Origin of the sequence: Pseudomonas sp. MM213 (assembly GCF_020423045.1) — a bacterium.
In the GTDB taxonomy this organism is placed as follows: Bacteria; Pseudomonadota; Gammaproteobacteria; order Pseudomonadales; family Pseudomonadaceae; genus Aquipseudomonas; species Aquipseudomonas migulae.
Genome location: NZ_CP081943.1, coordinates 3,226,711 through 3,246,395, shown reverse-complemented (window position 1 = coordinate 3,246,395; position 19,685 = coordinate 3,226,711). Strand labels below are relative to the sequence as shown.

The following is a 19,685-nucleotide window of genomic DNA, read 5'->3' as shown; positions in this document are numbered from 1 at the left end:
GGAAATCCGCTTATGGTTTGCGAAGCAACGAGCGAAAATCCGCGCATGTTCGCGATCCTGTAGGAGCGAGGCTCGCCCGCGAAGAACGATAATGCGGTGTTTCAGGTAGACCGCGCTGACTTCTTCGCGGGCAAGCCTCGCTCCTACAGGGTTTGTGTTGGCTTTTAGAGGAACATCTCTCGGGTCAAGCCATGCCGCTGCATCTTTTCATTGAACGTACGGCGCGGCAGTTGCAGCTCTTCAAGCACCGCTTTCACATCGCCCTTGTGCCGCGTCAACGCCGCGCGCAGGCAATGCGCTTCGAACGCTTCCTGCTGCGCTGCCAGCGACTGCCCCGGATCGATGCCCGCAGGCGTGGGCTCTTCCAGCCCCAGCACTTGCCGTTCGGCCACGTTCGCCAGTTCGCGCACATTGCCCGGCCAGTCGTGGCTCAACAGATGGCTCAACTGCGGGCCGCTCAGCGGCGCAAACGTGCGACCCAGCCGCTCGGCAGCCCTGTGCGCAAACGACTCGAACAACAATGGAATGTCTTCGCGTCGATCACGCAACGGCGGCAAGCGCAACTCGGCGACGTTCAGCCGATAGGCCAGATCCTCGCGAAAACGCCCGGCCCGCGCCTCGTCCAGCAAATCCGGTTTGGTCGCAGCGATGATGCGCAAATCCACGCGAATGCTCTGATTGGAACCCAAGCGCTCCAGCTTTTGCTCTTGCAGTACCCGCAGCAATTTCACCTGCTGGGCCAGCGGCATGCTTTCGATTTCATCGAGAAACAGCGTGCCGCCATCGGCGTATTCAAGCTTGCCGATGCGCTTGCCCTGAGCGCCGGTGAACGCGCCGCTCTCGTGACCGAACAGCTCGGCCTCGAACAATTGCTCGGGAATCGCCGCACAGTTCAGCGCGACAAACGGCTTGTCGGCACGCGGGCCGAAGTCGTGCAGGCAACGGGCGACCAGCTCCTTGCCGCTGCCGGTTTCACCGCGAATCAACACGTTGACCGGCAACGCCGCCAGATCCAGCACTTGCCGACGCAATGTCTGCAAGCCACGGGACACACCAAGCAAGGTCGCGTCGAGTTTGGCGCGGTTATCGGCCTGCTCGTGCAACGCGCGGTTTTCCAGCACCAGTCGGCGCTTGTCCAGCGCACGACGCAGGCTGCCGAGCAGGGTTTCCGGGCTGAAGGGTTTTTCGAGAAAGTCGTAGGCGCCATCGCGCATCGCATCGACCGCCATTGGCACATCGCCGTGGCCGGTCAGCAGAATCACCGGCAAATCGGCATCGCGGCGCTGCACTTCGGCGAGCAGTTCCAGCCCGGTCATGCCGGGCATGCGCACGTCGCTGAGGATCACCCCGGGGAAATGCTTGGGCAACTGCGCCAGGCATTCATCGGCGCGGCTGAACAACTGCACCTCGAAACCCGACAGGCTCAGCCATTGTTCGACGGCACTGCGGATGCTGCTTTCGTCGTCGACCACCATCACAGAATTCAGCATGCGCCAGGCGCCTCCTGATCGATGGGCAGGGTGAGGGTGAACACCGCGCCGTTGTCGTGATTATCGGCGCTCAGGCGGCCGCCCGATTCGTGAACGATGGCAAAGGATACGGCCAGACCGATGCCCAGGCCATCGCCCACCGGTTTGGTGGTGAAAAACGGATCGAAGACCTTCGGCAGATTTTCTTCGGCGATGCCGCCACCGTTGTCGATGACGCTCAGGCGCCACAGTTGTTCGTCGGCTTCGAGGCGGATTTCCAGGCGTTTGCAGGGTTTGTCCTGCATCGCGTCCAGGGCGTTGCGCAGCAGATTGATCAGCACCTGCTCCAGGCGAATCGCATCGCCGCGCACCCACGCCGGGCGTGTCAGGTGCAGCACGGTGCTGACCTGTTCATCGCGCAGACGCGTGTCGAGCAGTTGCAGCGATTGGTCCACCACTGAAGCCAGGTCCAGGCGTTCGCGCAAGCCGCTGGGGCTTTTGCGGGCGAAGGTTTTCAGGTGGCCGGTGAGGGCGGCCATGCGCGTCAGCATTTCATCCACCGGTTTCAGTGCCTTGTAGGCGTCGTCGACCCGGCCGTGATCGAGCAGCAACCGCAGCGTCGCCAATTGCATGCGCTGGGCGGTCAACGGTTGATTGATTTCATGGGCCAGCGCTGCCGACATTTGCCCGAGTGCGGCAAGTTTGGCCGATTGCACCAGACCGTCCTGTGCCGTGCGCAGGTCGCGGGTGCGTTCTTCCACTAACTGTTCGAGCTCTTCGCGACTGCGCTGGCGCATCTTGGCCAGGCGCCAGCGCTGGTTGAGGAACAGCAGCAGAAACACCAGCGTCAGCCACAACCCGGCAGCGGCGAGGGCGGCATTGCGACTGTCTTCGAACGCCACTTGCGGACGACGCAGCAAGTGCAACGTCCAGCCCTCGGCGGTCAGCGGCAGGGATTCCCACAGGTAATCCGCTTTGCCGTCCGGGCCTTCGACCCGCGCCAGTTCGCTGTTGTCGTCAAAGCGCCGCAATGATTGATAGCCAAGCAGCGTCAGCGGTTGCTTGTCGTATTGGCGGGTGGCCTTGAGTTCGGCGTGGTCGCTTTCACTCAGCGGTTTCAACTGGCGATAACGCCAGCCGGGCTGATTGGCGATGAAGATGATCCCGCGTGCATCGCTGACCAGCAGCGTGTCGCTGCCCTGACGCCATTCGCGCTCCAGTTCGGGAAATTCGAGCTTCACCACCATGGCGCCGAGAAACTTCCCGCCGTCATCGGTGACGGCGCTGGACAGGAAGTAACCGGGAATCCCGCTGGTCACGCCCACTGCATAAAAACGTCCGGTGCCCTGGGTGCGGGTCTGGCTGAAGTAGGGGCGAAAACCGTAGTTGTGACCGACGTAACTGCTGGGCAAACGCCAGTTGCTCGCCGCCACGGCGAGGCCGGTGTGATCGAGCAGTTCCAGGGTCGAGGACTCGGCGGCACCGTTGATCTTTTCCAGCTTGCGGTTCAGCGCGTCCTGCTGTTCCGGCGTTACCGGCCCGTTAAGCGCCGAACGCAGCTCCGGGTCCAGCGCCAGCACGGCGGGCAGGGCGCGGTAGCGTTCGATCAGGGTGTGCAGGGAGGTGGCGTACAGGCCCAGTTGCAGATTGGCGCGGGCGGCGTCTTCCACCAGGGCCTGGCGCTCGGCGTGGCGCATGGCCAGGGTGGCTGCAAGGGCTGCGCCGGCGATGATCAACAGAATGTACAGCGACAAACGCACGTTACGGGAAATCGGCAGCATGCTGGCACAAACACATAGCGAGTCGGGCGGGCACGATAGCATGCTGTACCCGCTTGAAGAGACTAGGGCTGCAGCCGATCTGCAGGCGTGCATCCGCTACACGTGTATTGGTGGACCGACCGAGGGAGCTCTTCTCCTCAGATTTTGCATTGAAGAGTGATCACGGGAATCACCAATTTGCGAATCTGTATTCGAAACCGTGTCTTCGGGCGAGGATGGAGGCGAGTAGGGAACGCTTGGAAGGTTAAGCTCGGGCCTCAGATTATCAATTTTCTCCAGCATCTCCATCGTGTTCCACGTAATGCCTATCAGGCTTTCGACTTCCAGGACCTGCTCACGAAGTGAGCGCTGTACGTTCTTGGAGACGTCGTCCAACAAGCGCTGCTCGGCAATCAGTCTGTTGATGTTGGTGCTCAGTTCACCGGCCTTGGCTTTGTTTGCAGCTTTTAACCGGGTGCCTCTGAGTTCATCGACATAGTCGCCGACCAAGGGGCCCAGTACGAGACTGCCTACTCCACCAGCAAGGGTTATGCCGGTGTTGATCATATTAAAGGCCCTGTGGGCTGCTTGTGTTACGTCGGCAGTGGGATTGGTACCATTACTTGCTGGATTCCAGGTACTGGGAAGTGACCAGGCGGGATTAAAGAACACTCCTTGTACGAGCAACTGCAGGGAGGCGGTAAGAACTAGCCCCACCACCGCCGCATTAGCAGGACCTGAAGTCGACACCGGAAGCAAGGCCAGTCCGACTTTCGAGTTAACGACCGTTAAAACGGTGCTCTTGCCCCATTCGCGCCACGTCCTGGATTCGGCCGGTGGCATCGGAGGCGGCATTGGCGGTTTGGCGGGTTGGAGGGTTGAAGGGCGAGAGGCCGCTGCCGCTGGCGGTTCCATTGAAGTCTCTGAGTCGGACGCTGAGGATGTTGATCCCTTCATGGAAACGGTGACGTGGGGAGGTTGCTTCGCTCCCCCCTGAACATCAATAAAATTGATCGGGTTGTTCCCCACCATTCGATACACGTTCAATCCGTCCAAAACCCCCATGGGATCCGGGTTAATCCACCGCCCCAACCATGGCGCGAAATACCGAAACCCATAGTAATAAAGCCCACACGCATCCCGTTCCTTGCCCGAATACCGAACGGTCTTGTAATCCGCATCGACCTTCGAACGCGCCGCCCACCACGCCGTCCCGCCATAGGGGTAATAACCCTCGTGGCTGATCACACCCGCGTGTTTATCCAGTTCCAGACTGCAAGACCCCAGATGATCGTCGACGCTGTAGCGCAACTGATCAGCCTCGATATCGCCGGGTTTGCCCTTGACCCAATGCAGGCACCGCACGCTGCCACGGGCCAGTGGGACGCAGATGACCTGAAGTTCTTCGTCGTCATCGGCGGTGCGCACTTCCAGCCCCGGAAGGTAATGAACGACACGCCGATGAGCCACGGCATGGGCCTGCTGGGTACTGAACTTGACCACCCGTTCACCGGTCGCGTTGTAGCGATACCCTTCAGCGTCATCGGCCTCGGTCGGGCGGCCGACGGTGGTCACGCTTTGCAACTGATTCAACGCATCCCAGGTCATCGGCTGTGCACCGGGGGCCAGGTATTGCTGGTTGCCGTTTGCGTCGAAATTGCCCGGGAAGTCCGGCTCGTCTTCACCCTCGCTCCAGGGCAGGGCGCGGTTGCTCTGCGGATCGACGCGCAGCTGTTGCCTGAACGGATTTCCATCACTGACATGACGCAGTTCGGTGCGGTTGCCGCTGGCGTCGTACTCATAGAATTCGGTGAAGTTGAGCAGCCGCCCGGGGTCGATGGGGCTGGGCGTGATCAGCTCCGGCAAGCCCGGGGTCTGACCGGCATTGGCGGTCTCACGACCTGTGGCGCACGTGAGTTGGTCAAGAGTGTCGTAGGTGTAAGTGTTTTCTGCCGCTACACGCTGGTTGGCGAAAAACGTGACGGGTTGGGTGTGGTCCACTATCCGCAGAATGTTGCCGACCGGGTCGTACTCATAACGCAGGTCCTGCAAGCGAGCACATGCCGAGGTGGTGGCGGTCAAGCGCTTCAACCGGCCGCTCGCCGCCTCGTAGGTCGCGCTGCCGGTGACGTCGTTACCGGTTACCTGGGTCAGCAGTTGGCCTTCGGCGTTGTAGCTCGCCGCTTTCAACAGCGGTTGCCGGCCTTGGGATTCGAGGGCTAGGTCAATGCGTTGCAATTGCCCGGCGCGATCAACGCTGAAGTGTTGTTGATGACCACCGGCATTGGTTTGTTCAAGCATTTGCCCCGACGGCCCGAAACGGCTCGCGGTGATGTACCCCGCGCCGGGTTGCAGCAGGGCGTCGCGTTCCACTTCGACGACGGGCCAGTGGGGATGGACGTCAGACTGATCCGGCAGAAACCGTCGGCGTTGGCGGATAACGCCGCCATTGAGCGCTTGCTGGTCGAGCCAGACCACACCGGCCCGATCGTCGTGACGGATCAATTGTCCGCACTGATTGCGCTCGGCGAACTCACCAGCGTTGTCGGCGTAGGTCAGGTGTTCGACAGTACGTAAGGTCGAGCCTCGGGTTTGTTCATGGACTGCGGTCAGCCGTCGCTGTGCGTCGTACTCGTTCTGCCAATGGCTGCCTCGACCATCCCAATGCTCGCGCATGTGCCCGGTCCTGTCCGGCAATCCCAGACGCCATCCGGCGTCGCGACTTTCAGTGCACAACGCCGCGCCAGACAGGCTGCAAACCGTGGCCATGTTCGGGCGGGACGCGGGCGTGAGGAAGCGCGGATCCCGTTGCGCCACCAGGCGACCCGCGCCGTCATGTTCCAGAGCCGTCACCAGCGCTTCGGGCCTGAGCTCACCGGCGTCTCGCCGCCAGTACGCGACCTGACGGACTGGCAGGCCACGGTTGTCGACGACCGCCAGTTGTGGTGTATGCGAATGGAGCCCTTTGTTCAATGGAGCGTCCTGTTGATTCGGCGCTTTTGAGGTGGCGGCGGCTCAAACAGGTCATTCTCGTCAAACGCCACGGTGCACCAGATCCAGTACCACATCTCCCGGCGCAGCGGTTTCAGCTCCGGTGGATCACCTTGCAGCATTTTTTTCGCCAGCACGGTTTCGGTCGGACGCCCTGCTGCATCGTAGAACTGCTGATCGTGATAGGCGTGTTCACGCATTGAGTGGTCTTTGATGTTTTCCCACCTATCCGCGAAATACGGCCGGTAAATCCGTACTTTTTCACCCTTGTTGTTGTATTCGACCGGCTCGCTGACCCGCCAGCGTCGTGCGGCTTCGGCTTCCTGCGGGGTGCCATCGTCCTTGAGTTTCAAGGTGCCGTCGTCCAGCACCACCCAAGCCTTGCCCGGTTCGACCTCCTGCTTGGTTTGCAGCACCCGGCTGAAGCCGTCCTGATGACTGATGGCGATGCGAATCTGTAACTCCGGATCGCCGGGATAACGGTCTGCTTGCAGGATCGCGATGTGCACCGGCTCACGATGGGCGGCATCGACGTATTGCTGGAGAAGTCGCTCGGAGGGTGTGGGGGCTTCGAGATCGTGCAGATGCTCGCGAGCGCGATCACAAAGGTGGCCGCTGGGTAGCACAAACCCTTCTGCCAGCGCCCAGGTCAGCCATTCCTCAGCGGGCGACTCGGTTGTCGGCAGACGGCCCATCCAGCTGAACGCGTCGCTGAACATGGCCATGGCGTAATTGCCGATGGCGACAAAGGGCGATTCGATGGCACGGGACGGACTGCGGTCGTCGGGGCGCACGTAGTCGCTCAGCGGGTCGAAGCCGACTGCCTCACCCAGTTCGGTGCCATAAAAACTGGTGACCAGCACTTCGCCAAAAGCGTTGTAGCGCGCTTCCTGAGTGTTTTGATTGGGGTCTTTGATTGCTGCGGGCAGAAACGTGCAGTAATCAGTGTCGAGGGTCTGAGTGATGCAACCGTCCGGCAGTTCGATGGCCGTGTGCAGGCACCAGTAAGGGTCGTAGGTGACTTTGGTGATGCCGTGGCTTTGGGTTTGCTGGAAGGATTCGACGTTGTAGAAACCCTCGAAATCATAGTATTTCGGGAACCCACGGTGAACCGACCACAGGTAGTTTTTCGCGTCAGTCGGGTCGGCGGGTTCCGACTGCTCAACTTCAGGCAGGAACCACTCCATGATGTGGTAACCCACCTCGGTTGATTCGAGCTTCTCCTTGAGGTTAAAGGGCATGTTGCCGTCTTTGTCCTTGAGCTTGTCGTAAGCGCTCAAGGCCGTGGCATCCAGTTCGGCAATCACCACATGGGCCGGCAGCGCATGGACAGTCGCCGTGCCTTGCTCCAGGGGCTGACCGTTGAGAGGATCGGTGTAGAGCTGCATCGACATGCCCGCGAGCACCGATTGTTTTGCCCATTCACCCTCGTCCTTGCTCCACTCCAGAAAGTTCTCGTGGTGGATTTCCCTGGCACTCAGCAGCGGCTTTTCCAGTACCAGCGCATTGCTGCGCTCCCGATATGGCAACCCCAGTCGAAAAGGCATCCCCGGTTTCCAGGTCGTTTCGTCGTACACATGAATGAATTCGGCCTTGGATTCGGTTAAATACCAGCGCTGCTGCGCCTCATCGTGGGCGTCCTTCCAGTACCGGTTTTTATTCTCGTCCTCAAAGGGCGGCGACTCGTCGGTTTTGCGCCGGGCGTAGTAGACGGTCATCGCGTGGAGCACACTGCCGAACTCGTCCCATTTTAGGCTGAGGCTGTGCTCGCAGCGCGGGTCGTCCGGTAGTTCAGGTTCGTACTGATAGCTGATCGATTCCAGCGCCATGGGTTGCAGCACGGCATAGGGGTAATGCTCGTTTTTTGCCCGCAGCAGACGTACCTGAAAACGAGCTTCCGTCACCGCATACGGCACCGCCGGATTATCCAGAGGGAATACTTCAGAGCGCAGTGTCGAGCCACTCAGCGCACGTGCGATCTGGCGGGCCGTTTCTTCGTCGGGCTCCAGCGGTTCGCCGGCCTTGTCGCGCACGTGAAAGCGTTCCAGTCGGGTGGGTTGCAGCGCGACAGCCTCCCCATCGTTGTTGTAATAACCGTTCCTTGGCTGGTTAATGGTCCTGCCGATGTGAAACCAGGTTTTACTCAGGATCGGCGCGGTGAAGCCCAGGCTTTTGCGTTCCGCCTCGGTCGCTTCGGTATCAGTCTGCAATAACAGGCCAAAACCACGGAACTCCCGTTCGAAGGGGTCGTAATAACCCTGGCGGTAACTCATGAGCTGGGTCAGTTTATTGCCGGTAATTTCATCGACCTGGGTCTGGCGCTTGACCAGGTGCATGGCGAACGGCACACCGGACTCGACGACTTTGTCATTATCGATCTGATGGTGCTCGTATTCCTCGTCAAGGAACTCCTGTGCCGAACTGCGATAGTCGATGTGGCTGAGCGTGCCCATGTTGTTGTTGCTGCGGTTGACCAGATACGGTTTGGCTTTGACGAAGTCGTAGCGCCAGTGCCGGGGCGACATGTGCGGTACGGTCAGGATCACGCTGGTGCAACCCAGCCCCAGCAGGTCCGCAGTAGTGACCTGGCACAACCGGTCGTAGCGCACGCCTTCGGGCCAGGGCAGAACAACGGGCTCGGTGGCGAAACCTTTGCCGCAGTGGTTCATGAACACCCGCATCCGGTCGGATTCCAGATAGATCAGGTCAGTTGCACCCGAACCATCCAGATCCGCCAGCAAGACTTGCGAAGCGTTGAATGACTCGTAAGGAAATGTCGGGGCGCTGAGTACGATTCGTTTACCAAATCGCCCGTGACCGAGGTTGGGCCAGCATTCCAGGCTGTTGTGACGGAGGCGGAACAGGTGTTGTTTGCCGCTGCCCAGTACATCACTGAAGCCCACCACTTCGGTTTCAGAGTTGCTCGGCAGTGGCAGGGCATCGTCGTTGTCGTGCTCTACATTTCGGCCGGCGCTGAACCCCTTGTCATCGCCCAGATTGGTGTACAACCGCACGCTGTTGCTGCCGATCAGGGCCACGTGAGTGCGACCGTCGCCGACCAGGTCGGCCATCTGCGCCTGAGGATGGAAATACTCCAGCGGGAAGGCTTTGTAGGGGACAAATCCTGACCACTGGCGGTCAGGGTTCATGGTGAAGCAGCCATTCATGGTCGGGGCGTGCACACCCCATTCGAGCTTGCCGTCACCGTTGAGGTCGGTGAGCGTCTGACGCAGCGGTTTACTGCTGTCGGCCAGCGGAATGTACGGCAGTTCAGTCAAGTCGCCGTAGCGAACGTCATCGCTGGGGTAGTTATCGCGTAACGGTTCGCGGTAGAACCAGGCCTTGTCATAGCGACATAAAATGCCGGGCATGCCTTTGCCGTACAAATCCACCAACTGATAACGCTGACCGTCATTGAGGCCTGGCATCTGCGGGAACGCTTTCCAGCCGGGTTGATCGGCTTTTTCCAGATCGAAGGGCGCGTAGCTGAATTCGAACGGTGGTCGGCTCTCGACATTGCCTTGTTTATCGTAGGCCTGAAGATGAGCGGCAGTCAGGTGGTTGTATTCCAGCGTACCCTGGCGGTGCTGCAAAAAAAGCCGTTGAACCAGCTTTGGTGAGTCACCCAGTTCGTTGCGGAAATGGTGAAACATCAGCACCTGCCGACAGAGGCGCCGCGTGCCCAGTTCGAATCCGTAATCGTGATTCCAGAACGGGTCGCTGCGTTCGAGCCATTTGTCGTGCTGATCGCCTCCCTGCAGGTACTCGGGGCCATAGACCGGTATTTGCGTCAAGTCGTGGCTGCGTTCGCCGTAATCGAACAGCAGATGAAAGTGGAAATCGACGTCTTTCCAGCCACCGTCTTTCAACGAATACAGCTCTGACTCCGCCACCGCATTGCCGTACAGCACTCGCTGCAAATACCGCTGGGCACGGTAGTCGCGAAAATCGGGCGCGACCGGGTTCTGCGTTTCGGCCTTGTATTCATAGACGATGTGCTCGCCCCGGGGCGTGACGGTTTCATCCAGCAGCCAGACCCCGACGCGTTCGGGCTCCAGGGGTTTGTTTTCGTCCCTGGGTTCCGCCCGGCGCGAGGCCAGCGTCTTGCCATAGACATGGCGATTGCCATCGGCGCTATGAATCAGCCAGAAACCGGCCGCATCGTCGTCGCTGATCAACCGTTCGATTTTGGCAAAACCGCCCTCGATGCGTGGCTGATAGCGAATGGCTCGATAGCTTGTCGTCCCGAGAGTGACGGTTCTGTCAACGATCTCGCCCTGGGCATCCAACTCCGGCATCCAGGTTTCGCCATCGGCGCCGACCATCAGATCCTTGCGCTTGTCGTACAGTGGAACGCCCTTGCTCGTGCGCACCGTTATCGCATTGACGGTCAAATGCCAGCCGATACCGAAAATACTGTTGCCCACGTGGCTGCTGTAGCTCAGCGAAAGAGCCGGCACCATTTCCCGATTGGGAGCCTGGGAAATGGGCACCGGTATGGCCAACGAGGCCGAACCTGTAGTCCCCACTGCTCCCCAGCCGCCAAAACTGGCAATGGCGCCGCCGATTTTCGGTTGGGCGGGGGCTGAAATATTGATAGTGCCTTTTTGTTCTTCCGTGGCCATTTCCGTTTCCACCTGACAAGGACGCACAAGTGCATTCAACTTATCAGGGGCAGCGGCGGCTGTGACCTGTCATATCTGACAGGTCAGCCCTGTTAGCCGGGGAAATTCCGGGATTACTCCAGGCGAAAAAAAAACCGGTCTGTCGTCACCAACAGGCCGGTTTTTTCAGGGGCGTTTCAGCGCAACTTACTGCACTTCCACCGCCAGACTCTCACTGATCTTTTTCTGCCAGATGGCAGGACCGGTGATGTGTACCGATTCACCTTTGCTGTCGACCGCAACAGTCACCGGCATGTCCTTCACGTCGAACTCGTAGATGGCTTCCATCCCCAGTTCAGCGAAGGCCACCACGCGGGATTTCTTGATGGCTTGTGCCACCAGATAAGCCGCGCCGCCAACCGCCATCAGGTAAACGGCCTTGTGGTCCTTGATCGCGTCGATTGCGGTCGGGCCGCGTTCGGATTTGCCGATCATGCCCAACAGGCCGGTTTGCTCGAGGATCTGACGGGTGAACTTGTCCATCCGCGTTGCAGTGGTCGGGCCAGCTGGGCCAACCACTTCTTCGCGCACCGGATCAACCGGGCCGACGTAGTAGATGAAGCGACCCTTCAGGTCCACCGGCAGGGTTTCACCCTTGTTCAGCATCTCGACCATGCGCTTGTGCGCAGCGTCGCGACCGGTGAGCATCTTGCCGTTGAGCAGGACGGTTTCGCCCGGCTTCCAGCTTTGCACTTCTTCCGGGGTCAGGGTGTCGAGGTTGACGCGACGGGCCGACGGGCCGGCTTCCCAGACGATTTCCGGGTAGGCGTCCAGCGGTGGCGCTTCCAGGGAGGCCGGGCCGGAACCGTCGAGCACGAAGTGCGCGTGACGGGTGGCGGCGCAGTTCGGGATCATGCACACCGGCAACGAAGCGGCGTGGGTCGGGTAGTCCATGATCTTCACGTCGAGCACGGTGGTCAGGCCACCGAGGCCCTGGGCGCCGATGCCCAGTTGGTTGACCTTCTCGAACAGCTCCAGGCGCATCTCTTCGATACGGTTGGACGGGCCGCGCTTCTTCAGCTCGTGAATGTCGATGGATTCCATCAACACTTCCTTGGCCATGACGGCGGCTTTCTCGGCGGTGCCGCCGATGCCGATGCCGAGCATGCCCGGTGGGCACCAGCCGGCGCCCATTTCCGGAACGGTCTTCAGTACCCAGTCGACGATCGAGTCGGACGGGTTGAGCATGGCCATTTTCGACTTGTTCTCGGAACCGCCGCCCTTGGCCGCCACGTCCACTTCCACGGTGTTACCCGGAACGATGGAGTAGTGGATAACGGCCGGGGTGTTGTCCTTGGTGTTTTTACGAGCGCCCGCCGGGTCGGCGAGGATCGAGGCACGCAGGACGTTTTCCGGCAGGTTGTAAGCCCGGCGCACGCCTTCGTTGATCATGTCGTCCAGGCCCATGGTGGCGCCATCCCAACGTACGTCCATGCCCACGCGAACGAACACGGTGACGATGCCGGTGTCCTGGCAGATCGGGCGGTGGCCGGTGGCGCACATGCGCGAGTTGATCAGGATTTGCGCCATCGAGTCACGGGCCGCTGGCGATTCTTCGCGCAGGTAGGCTTCGTGCATCGCCTGGATGAAATCCACGGGGTGGTAATAGGAAATGAATTGCAGGGCGTCGGCAACGCTCTGAATCAGGTCGTCTTGCTTGATCACGGTCATGAGTCGCGCTCCTCTAAAAGACGGGAACATTCAATAAGGTGCTTGCAGCTTGGGTGCATCGGTCGGTTGCAAGCACCTTTCAAGGCACGCCGGGCATGCTGGCGCGACGCTAAAAAGGCGCGGCAGTATAACGCGCCTCGCAGGCGGGCACACGCGCCGGCAGTCAATCGTTGGTCATACAGGTCAAGCTTGCGAACGCGCACTCACCTGTAGGAGCCGGCTTGCTGGCGATGGCGGTCTGACATTCAACATTAACGTCGACTGTTACACCGCCATCGCCAGCAAGCCGGCTCCTACAGGTTGGTGATGTTTGTGCGCAAATTCAGGGAAGGTCTAAAGTCATGCCCTTGACGCCGGTTTTCCGGCCTGAAAATTGAATGGTCATTTATCAGACACGCCACTAAAGTGGCATTCGGTCTGTAGAGTAGGACACTCGGTCAGCCTCCTTTCGCACGGTGAGTCAACGATTGACCCATAACGCTATCCAGCGCCTTTTGCTCAAACGTTTTGCCCTTGCGGCCGGCACCTACGCCCTGGCTCTACTGCTGCTGTGGCTGGCGTTTTTCACCGGTCATTACGATGAACCCCTGGCGAATGTCGCCGTCGGCAGCGCCCTGGTGGTCATCAGTCAGGCGGCACTGTTCGCGGTTTTTTACAGCGGTTGCAACCTGCGTTTTTCCGACCCCAGCCTGACCGAAGCGCAAGTGTTGCTGGGGCTGGGCTGGCAAACCTGGCTGATCGCCAATCTGGATGAGGCACGCGGCGCGTTCCTGGTGTTCTACGTGCTGATTCTGTTGTTCGGGCTGTTTCACCTGTCGCGTCGGGCCTTTTTGCGGTGCGCGTTGCTGGTGTTTTTCAGTTTCAGCGCGATCACGCTGTGGGAGGGTTACCACTTCCAGCTGGCCGATCCGGCGCTGGCGGCATTGCAGGTGTGCGTGCTGTTTATCGTGCTGGTCTGGCTGGAGCTTTACGCCCGTTACGTCCAGGCCTCACGCCTGCGGATGCGGCAGCGCCGCTTTGCCTTGCAGGCGCATCAGGACACCCTGCGCGGAATGATGCGCCAGCTCGAAGACCTGGTGGCCACCGACGAACTGACCGGGCTGTTCAATCGCCGGCATTTCCTGCGCCTGGCCTCCCGCGAGCTCAACGCCATGGAACCCGGCGTGCTGCATGGCCTGGCACTGATCGACCTCGATCACTTCAAACGCATCAACGACATGCACGGCCACGCTGCTGGCGATCAAGTGCTGCAAGCCTTCGCCGGTGTGGCCAGCGCCTGCCTGCGCGAGGGCGATGTACTGGCCCGTTATGGCGGCGAAGAGTTCGTGGTGTTGCTGCCCGATTGCAGCGGCGAACGCCTGACCTCCTGCTGCGAACGACTGCGCATTGCCTTCACCGATGTCGAGTTGATCGGCCTGAAGGTCGGCAATCTCAGCCTGTCGGCGGGCATGACGCTGCTGGAGCCGGGCGACGATCTCGACGATGCCTTGCAACGTGCCGATCAGGCGCTCTATCGCGCCAAACGCGACGGCCGCAATCGTTGCGCGGCAGCGTGGGAGAACGTCGATGCCTGAGTTGCGGGTCGGCGATCGCCAATGGTCGGTGGCAGTGGGCAGCAACCTGCTCGACGCGTTGAATCAAAACGGCGTGTCCGTTCCCTACAGTTGCCGCGCCGGCAGTTGCCATGCGTGCCTGGTGCAATGCATGCAAGGATTGCCGAGTGATAGCCGCCCCGATGCCTTGAGCGCAGAACAGCGTCAGCAAGGCTGGCGCCTGGCGTGCCAGTGTCAGGTGGTCGAGGATTTGCAGGTGCATGCCTTCGACCCGCTACAGGACGGCAGCCCGGCCGAGGTCGCCGCCGTCGATTGGTTGAGCAGCAGCGTGTTGCGTTTGCGCCTGACCCCTCAGCGTCCGTTGCGCTACAGCGCCGGGCAGCATCTGGTGTTGTGGGCCGGAAACGTGGCGCGGCCATATTCCCTGGCCAGCCTGCCGGGAGAAGACCGCTTTCTGGAGTTTCACCTTGATTGTCGCCAGCCCGGTGCATTCAGTGATGCTGCGCGTCAGTTGCAGATCGGCGACCCGCTGCGTCTCGGCGAACTGCGTGGCGGCGCGCTGCATTACGACGCCGACTGGCACACCCGACCGTTGTGGCTGATGGCCGCCGGCACCGGTCTTGGCCCATTGTTCGGCGTTTTGCGCGAAGCCCTGCGCCAGGATCACCAAGGCGCCATCCGCGTCATTCACCTGGCCCATGATGCCGATGAGCATTATCTGACCAAACCCCTGCAAGCCATGGCCGCCAGCCGCCCGAACCTCAGCATCGAGCTGTGGACGCCGACCGAGTTGCCCGCGGCTTTGGCGCAACTGCGGCTTGTTTCCCGGCAAACCCTGGCTTTACTCTGCGGGTCCCCCGACAGCGTCGACGCCTTCGCCCGGCGCCTGTACCTGGCGGGACTGCCGCGCAATCAACTGCTGGCCGACGTCTTCCTGCCTCGCGGTTGAGCGCTGATTTCCAGACGCGAGACCGACCATGACCGATGCCATCCAGATTGAACGCGAACGCGGCCTGCTGACCCTGCGCCTCAACCGCCCCGACAAGAAAAACGCCCTGACCCGTGCGATGTACAGCCACTTGGCCGAGGCGTTGAAACAGGCTGACACCGACCCCGAAATCAACGCCGTGCTGATCACCGGCAGCGCCGAGTGCTTCACCGCCGGCAACGACATCGCCGACTTCATTCAACAACCGCCGAGCAACCTCGACAGCCCGGTATTCCACTTCATGCTCAACCTGCTCGAATGCCGCAAACCGGTGATCGCCGCTGTGGCTGGTGCGGCGGTAGGGATTGGCACAACACTGCTGCTGCATTGCGATCTGGTGTATGTCGCCCGCGATGCGCGATTGCGCATGCCCTTCGTCAACCTCGGACTCTGCCCGGAGTTTGGTTCCAGCCTGCTTTTACCTCGATTGCTCGGGCATGCCAAAGCGGCGCAATTGTTGTTGCTCGGTGAAGGTTTCAGCGGTGAGCAAGCGGCCGATTGGGGCATTGCGACCGAAGCGCTGGGCAGTGGCGAAGCGGCATTGGCCAAGGCGCGGGAGATGGCGTTGCGGTTTGAGTCCCTGCCACCGGAAGCGGTGCGCATCAGCAAGCAGTTGATGAAAGCACCTGACCGCGAGCAACTGCGCAAAGTGATAGAAGAGGAGGGTGCGTTGTTCACTCAGCGGCTGCGTTCGCCGGAAGCGATTGCGGCGTTGTCGGGGTTTATCAACAGGCATTGATATGCGATGACCGGGCCGGCCCTTTCGCGGGCAAGCCTCGCTCCTACAGGGTATTTGTCGTGTTCGGTATTTGCGAATGCACATATCCTGTAGGAGCGAGCGGTGCGGCGATCCGACTTGCCCGCGAAGAGGCCAATCGAGACAACACATGTTCCAGATCAGAAACCAAAAAAGCCCCGCCATTCATATGGCGGGGCTTTTTTTTCAGCAACCGATCACTCAGACGATCGGATCGCCAGCTTGCAGGATCTTCATGCTGTTGCTGCCACCGATGGTGTGGTGTTCAGGAAGCGGGCGATGAGCGCTGCGTAGCTGACGCCGCTACCCCAATCGCCTAGTACCAGCACCTGCCCGTCTTTTTGCAAGGTCATAGTGTTAGCGACCGTGGAATGATTTTCGAATCGGGTTGAGCTCCAGCCTTTTCCGCGGCCAAAATCGGTATCCAATTTGCCGTTAATCAGGTAGCGCACCACCACGAACTCGGGGGTGTTGTCTTCTTGCCAAAACCTGCCTGATGCAATGATTTTTCCATCAACCAGTCCAACACCAAAAAACATCACCCCTTCTCCGAGGGATTGAAGCAGCACCTTTGCGTTATTGAATGTGGATTCAAACTCACCGTTTTCGGTGAGGCAGGCCAGCACGCCATGGCGTGGAGTTAACCCCCAACCTGCAACAAGAACACTTTTATCGGAGTACGGGGTGAGCTTTTCGAACGCGACGCCAAGGTTGTCGAATACTTTGAAACCCTTGTCTGCAAAGATCTGGTCGAAAGAGCCATCCTCATTCACACGAGCCACCATGCCATGACCTGCCAGTGTTCCGCACACGGTGATTTTTCCGTTGCGCACCAGAATGTCGCTGATGGTGCTGTTGCCCCAGTGTTGATTGGTCACGGCGACATAGCCACTCTTGTTGAAGCCGGTATCATACGAGCCATCAGGGTTGAGCCGGATCAGTAACGCGACCCTGGCAATCCAGATCGGCATGTACATTTCCATGACCACATAGATTTTCCCCTCCGCCACCGTGCAAGCCCCCGAGGCGCCGCTGCTGGTTGTCGTCAGCGGTGTAGAGCCCAGACCAAGGCTCTCGGAAAGGTTGGCGGGCAGTTTGACCGTTAGCAGACCTTTCACACCGAAGCGTTCATCCACACGCCCGTCGAGATGAAGGCGAGCAAGTACCACCTCGCCTTTTTTCGTATCGATACCGGACAGCAGGATTCTTGTTTCACCCCCGACCGTCACAAACAGGATTTGCCGCAGATGGGTGTCCTGCATAGGGCCAAAACGTACGATTACGTACCCTTTGTTGCCAAAATCGACGTTCGGAGTGCCATCTTTGTGCAGGCAGGCAATACCTAACTTGTGAATGATGTCATCGCCGTCTGCATCGACGGCACCGCCGACATAGATGTTGCCGTCGGGGCCTTCGACAATACATTCGCCTGAAGTATCTCGGGCATCGAGGAAACGTAGAATCTTCTTACCGTCTTTATCGTCGCCAAATGTCGGGTCGAGATCACCGTCGGCGCGAGCGGTCAGGGCTGTGTACTGGCTCATCGTTCTATTCCTTTACTTGGAGTTTCCGGAGTGAGTTATCCATAGAGAACTGCCAATGACAGGCCGCAACAGCCAAGCGTGAGAAAACCTTGATGACAGCGATAGCAGGTGGACGGAGTCGATTAAAGGGGCTGAACGCAAGGGCGTCTACTGTCAGATATGACAGGTAGGAAGCGGTAAATCATCTATCAGACTGCTTTTAAACGAAAAAAAGCCCCGCAGCGTTAACGGCGGGGCTTTTGCGTTTCAGCGGTCTGAAACTCAGACCATCGGATCGCCAACGTGCAGGATTTTCATCCCGTTGGTGCCGCCGGTGGTGTGGTAGCTGTCGCCCTTGGTCAGGATGACCCAGTCGCCTTTTTCCACTACGCCACGCTTGACCAGTTCGTCGATTGCCGCCTGGCTGACTTCATTTGGAGCCAGCGAAGCCGGGTCGAACGGAATGGTGTACACGCCACGGAACATTGCGGCGCGCGCCTGAGCTTCGCGGTGTGGGGTGAACGCGTAGATCGGCACCGAGGAACGGATGCGCGACATGATCAGCGGGGTGTAGCCGCTTTCGGTCAACGCGATGATGGCCTTCACGCCCGGGAAGTGGTTGGCGGTGTACATGGTCGCCAGTGCAATGCTCTCGTCACAGCGCTGGAACTCTTTGCCGATACGGTGGCTGGAGGTCTTGCTGGTCGGGTGCTTTTCAGCACCGACGCAAATGCGCGCCATCGCTTGCACCGCTTCCAGCGGGTACAGGCCGGCAGCACTTTCGGCCGAGAGCATCACGGCGTCGGTGTAGTCGAGCACGGCGTTGGCTACGTCGGACACTTCGGCGCGGGTCGGCATCGGGTTCTGGATCATCGACTCCATCATCTGGGTCGCCACGATCACTGCCTTGTTGTGGCGGCGAGCGTGCAGAATGATCTTCTTCTGGATACCCACCAGCTCGGCATCGCCGATTTCCACGCCCAGGTCACCACGGGCCACCATCACGGCGTCGGACGCATTGATCAGGCCATCGAGGGTTTCGTCGTCGGCCACGGCTTCGGCACGTTCGATCTTCGCCACCAGCCAGGCAGTACCGCCGGCCTCGTCGCGCAGCTTACGGGCGTATTCCATGTCGGCGGCATCGCGCGGGAAGGACACGGCGAGGTAGTCGACTTCCATCTCGGCAGCGAGCTTGATGTCGGCCTTGTCTTTCTCGGTCAGGGCTGGAGCGGTCAAGCCGCCGCCGCGACGGTTGATGCCTTTATGGTCGGACAGCGGGCCGCCGATGGTCACGGTGCAGTTCAGTTCGGTGGCGGTGGCGGTATCGACGCGCATTACCACGCGGCCGTCGTCGAGCAGCAGCTCGTCGCCCACGCCGCAGTCTTTGACCAGGTCCGGGTAGTCGATGCCGACCACTTGCTGGTTGCCTTCGGTCAGAGGATGGCTGGTGGAGAAGGTGAATTGATCACCGATCTTCAGCTCGATCTTCTTGTTGGCAAATTTGGCGATACGGATTTTCGGACCTTGCAGGTCACCCAGCAGGGCAACGAAGCGGCCGTGCTTGGCAGCGAGGTCACGCACCAGCTTGGCACGAGCCTTGTGCTCGTCGGGGGTGCCGTGGGAGAAGTTCAGGCGGGCGACGTCCAGGCCAGCCAGAATCAGCTGTTCGAGAACTTCCGGCGAGTTACTGGCCGGGCCAAGGGTAGCGACGATTTTGGTACGACGGACGGACATGCAAAGACTCCTGAGTTCAAGCGCTGAGTGAGGCTACTATGCTCCGTGGGTGTAGTCATTGTTCATATGCACTACTTATTCGTTTTTATCTTTAAATGAACATTCCTGAAGATTTTCGCCCACGGGTCGATACAGAGCTCAAGACAGGAGAACCCCCATGCGATTCGTGCTCATAGCCGCCCTTGCCCTCAGTGTCGTGGGCTGCACCCGTTTTTCGATGAACCATCATTTGAATAATGCCTACAGCGCTTATGACCGTGGCAATTGCGAGCAAGTGACGCTCGAACTGTCCAAAGTCGAACGCGCCAGCCGCGCGCGGCCTTATGTGTGGCCGGAAGTGTCAATGCTGCGCGGCTTGTGCCTGGAACGGCAGAAAATGTTCGTGGATGCGGCGCAAACCTACCAGTTCATTCAGGCGTCGTACCCGCAAAGCGAGTACGCCTACCGCGCCCGCGCCCGGCTGGAAACCTTGCAGTCGCTGGGTCACTACCCGCTGCGCAGTGCAGCAGCGGTGCGCCCTACGCGGTTCTGATTGCAGTTGCCGTTCAACGGCTGGCTCGCCGGCGGTGGTGAGC

Annotated in this window: 11 protein-coding genes; 4 read left to right on the top strand and 7 right to left on the bottom strand. The window is 60.0% G+C overall.

The features are described from left to right. Positions 1-164: 164 nt before the first annotated feature. From K5R88_RS14710 to K5R88_RS14690, 5 genes are all read right to left on the bottom strand, one after another. Positions 165-1,490 (bottom strand): sigma-54-dependent transcriptional regulator, encoded by a 1,326-nt coding sequence (locus tag K5R88_RS14710; protein WP_008041979.1) that lies wholly within the window; start codon positions 1,488-1,490, stop codon positions 165-167. Further along, positions 1,484-3,250 (bottom strand): sensor histidine kinase, encoded by a 1,767-nt coding sequence (locus tag K5R88_RS14705; RefSeq protein WP_226300187.1) that lies wholly within the window; start codon positions 3,248-3,250, stop codon positions 1,484-1,486. Before K5R88_RS14705 ends, K5R88_RS14710 begins: the two co-directional genes overlap by 7 nt. A gap of 96 nt (positions 3,251-3,346) precedes the next feature. Then, the gene (locus tag K5R88_RS14700; RefSeq protein ID WP_226300186.1) at positions 3,347-6,202 is read right to left on the bottom strand and encodes an RHS repeat-associated core domain-containing protein; all 2,856 of its coding nucleotides are present in this window, start codon (positions 6,200-6,202) and stop codon (positions 3,347-3,349) included. Next, positions 6,199-10,845, bottom strand: a complete 4,647-nt coding sequence (locus K5R88_RS14695; RefSeq protein WP_226300185.1) for a SpvB/TcaC N-terminal domain-containing protein — start codon at positions 10,843-10,845, stop codon at positions 6,199-6,201. The genes K5R88_RS14700 and K5R88_RS14695 overlap by 4 nt, the downstream gene beginning before the upstream one ends. Positions 10,846-11,031: 186 nt before the next feature. Next, on the bottom strand, positions 11,032-12,555 hold the full coding sequence (locus tag K5R88_RS14690; RefSeq protein WP_008041971.1) for a fumarate hydratase: 1,524 nt from the start codon (positions 12,553-12,555) through the stop codon (positions 11,032-11,034). 467 nt (positions 12,556-13,022) lie between these two features. On the opposite strand from K5R88_RS14690, the gene K5R88_RS14685 reads away from it, so the two are divergent. From K5R88_RS14685 to K5R88_RS14675, 3 genes are read left to right on the top strand one after another with little or no spacing between them, the layout of a single operon-like run. Then, entirely contained in the window at positions 13,023-14,129 is a 1,107-nt protein-coding gene (locus tag K5R88_RS14685; protein ID WP_008031716.1) for a GGDEF domain-containing protein, read from the top strand. Next, positions 14,122-15,057: an iron-sulfur-binding ferredoxin reductase gene (locus K5R88_RS14680; protein WP_226300184.1), complete on the top strand. Its 936-nt coding sequence runs from the start codon at positions 14,122-14,124 to the stop codon at positions 15,055-15,057. Before K5R88_RS14685 ends, K5R88_RS14680 begins: the two co-directional genes overlap by 8 nt. A gap of 28 nt (positions 15,058-15,085) precedes the next feature. Further along, complete coding sequence (locus tag K5R88_RS14675; RefSeq protein WP_226300183.1) at positions 15,086-15,835, top strand: enoyl-CoA hydratase-related protein; 750 nt, start codon at positions 15,086-15,088, stop codon at positions 15,833-15,835. Between the two features lie 251 nt (positions 15,836-16,086). Here K5R88_RS14675 and K5R88_RS14670 read toward each other — a convergent pair whose 3' ends face one another. Both K5R88_RS14670 and pyk read right to left on the bottom strand, forming a co-directional pair. Continuing rightward, positions 16,087-17,397, bottom strand: coding sequence for a delta-60 repeat domain-containing protein (locus K5R88_RS14670; protein WP_226300182.1), 1,311 nt, complete (start codon positions 17,395-17,397; stop codon positions 16,087-16,089). A gap of 261 nt (positions 17,398-17,658) precedes the next feature. Beyond that, positions 17,659-19,110, bottom strand: coding sequence for a pyruvate kinase (pyk, locus tag K5R88_RS14665; protein ID WP_008031711.1), 1,452 nt, complete (start codon positions 19,108-19,110; stop codon positions 17,659-17,661). A 157-nt stretch (positions 19,111-19,267) separates the two neighbouring features. Between pyk and K5R88_RS14660 the strand changes: the two genes are divergently transcribed. Next, a complete protein-coding gene (locus K5R88_RS14660; RefSeq protein WP_008031709.1) occupies positions 19,268-19,642 on the top strand; it encodes a tetratricopeptide repeat protein in 375 nt (124 codons plus the stop codon). Positions 19,643-19,685: the final 43 nt, after the last annotated feature.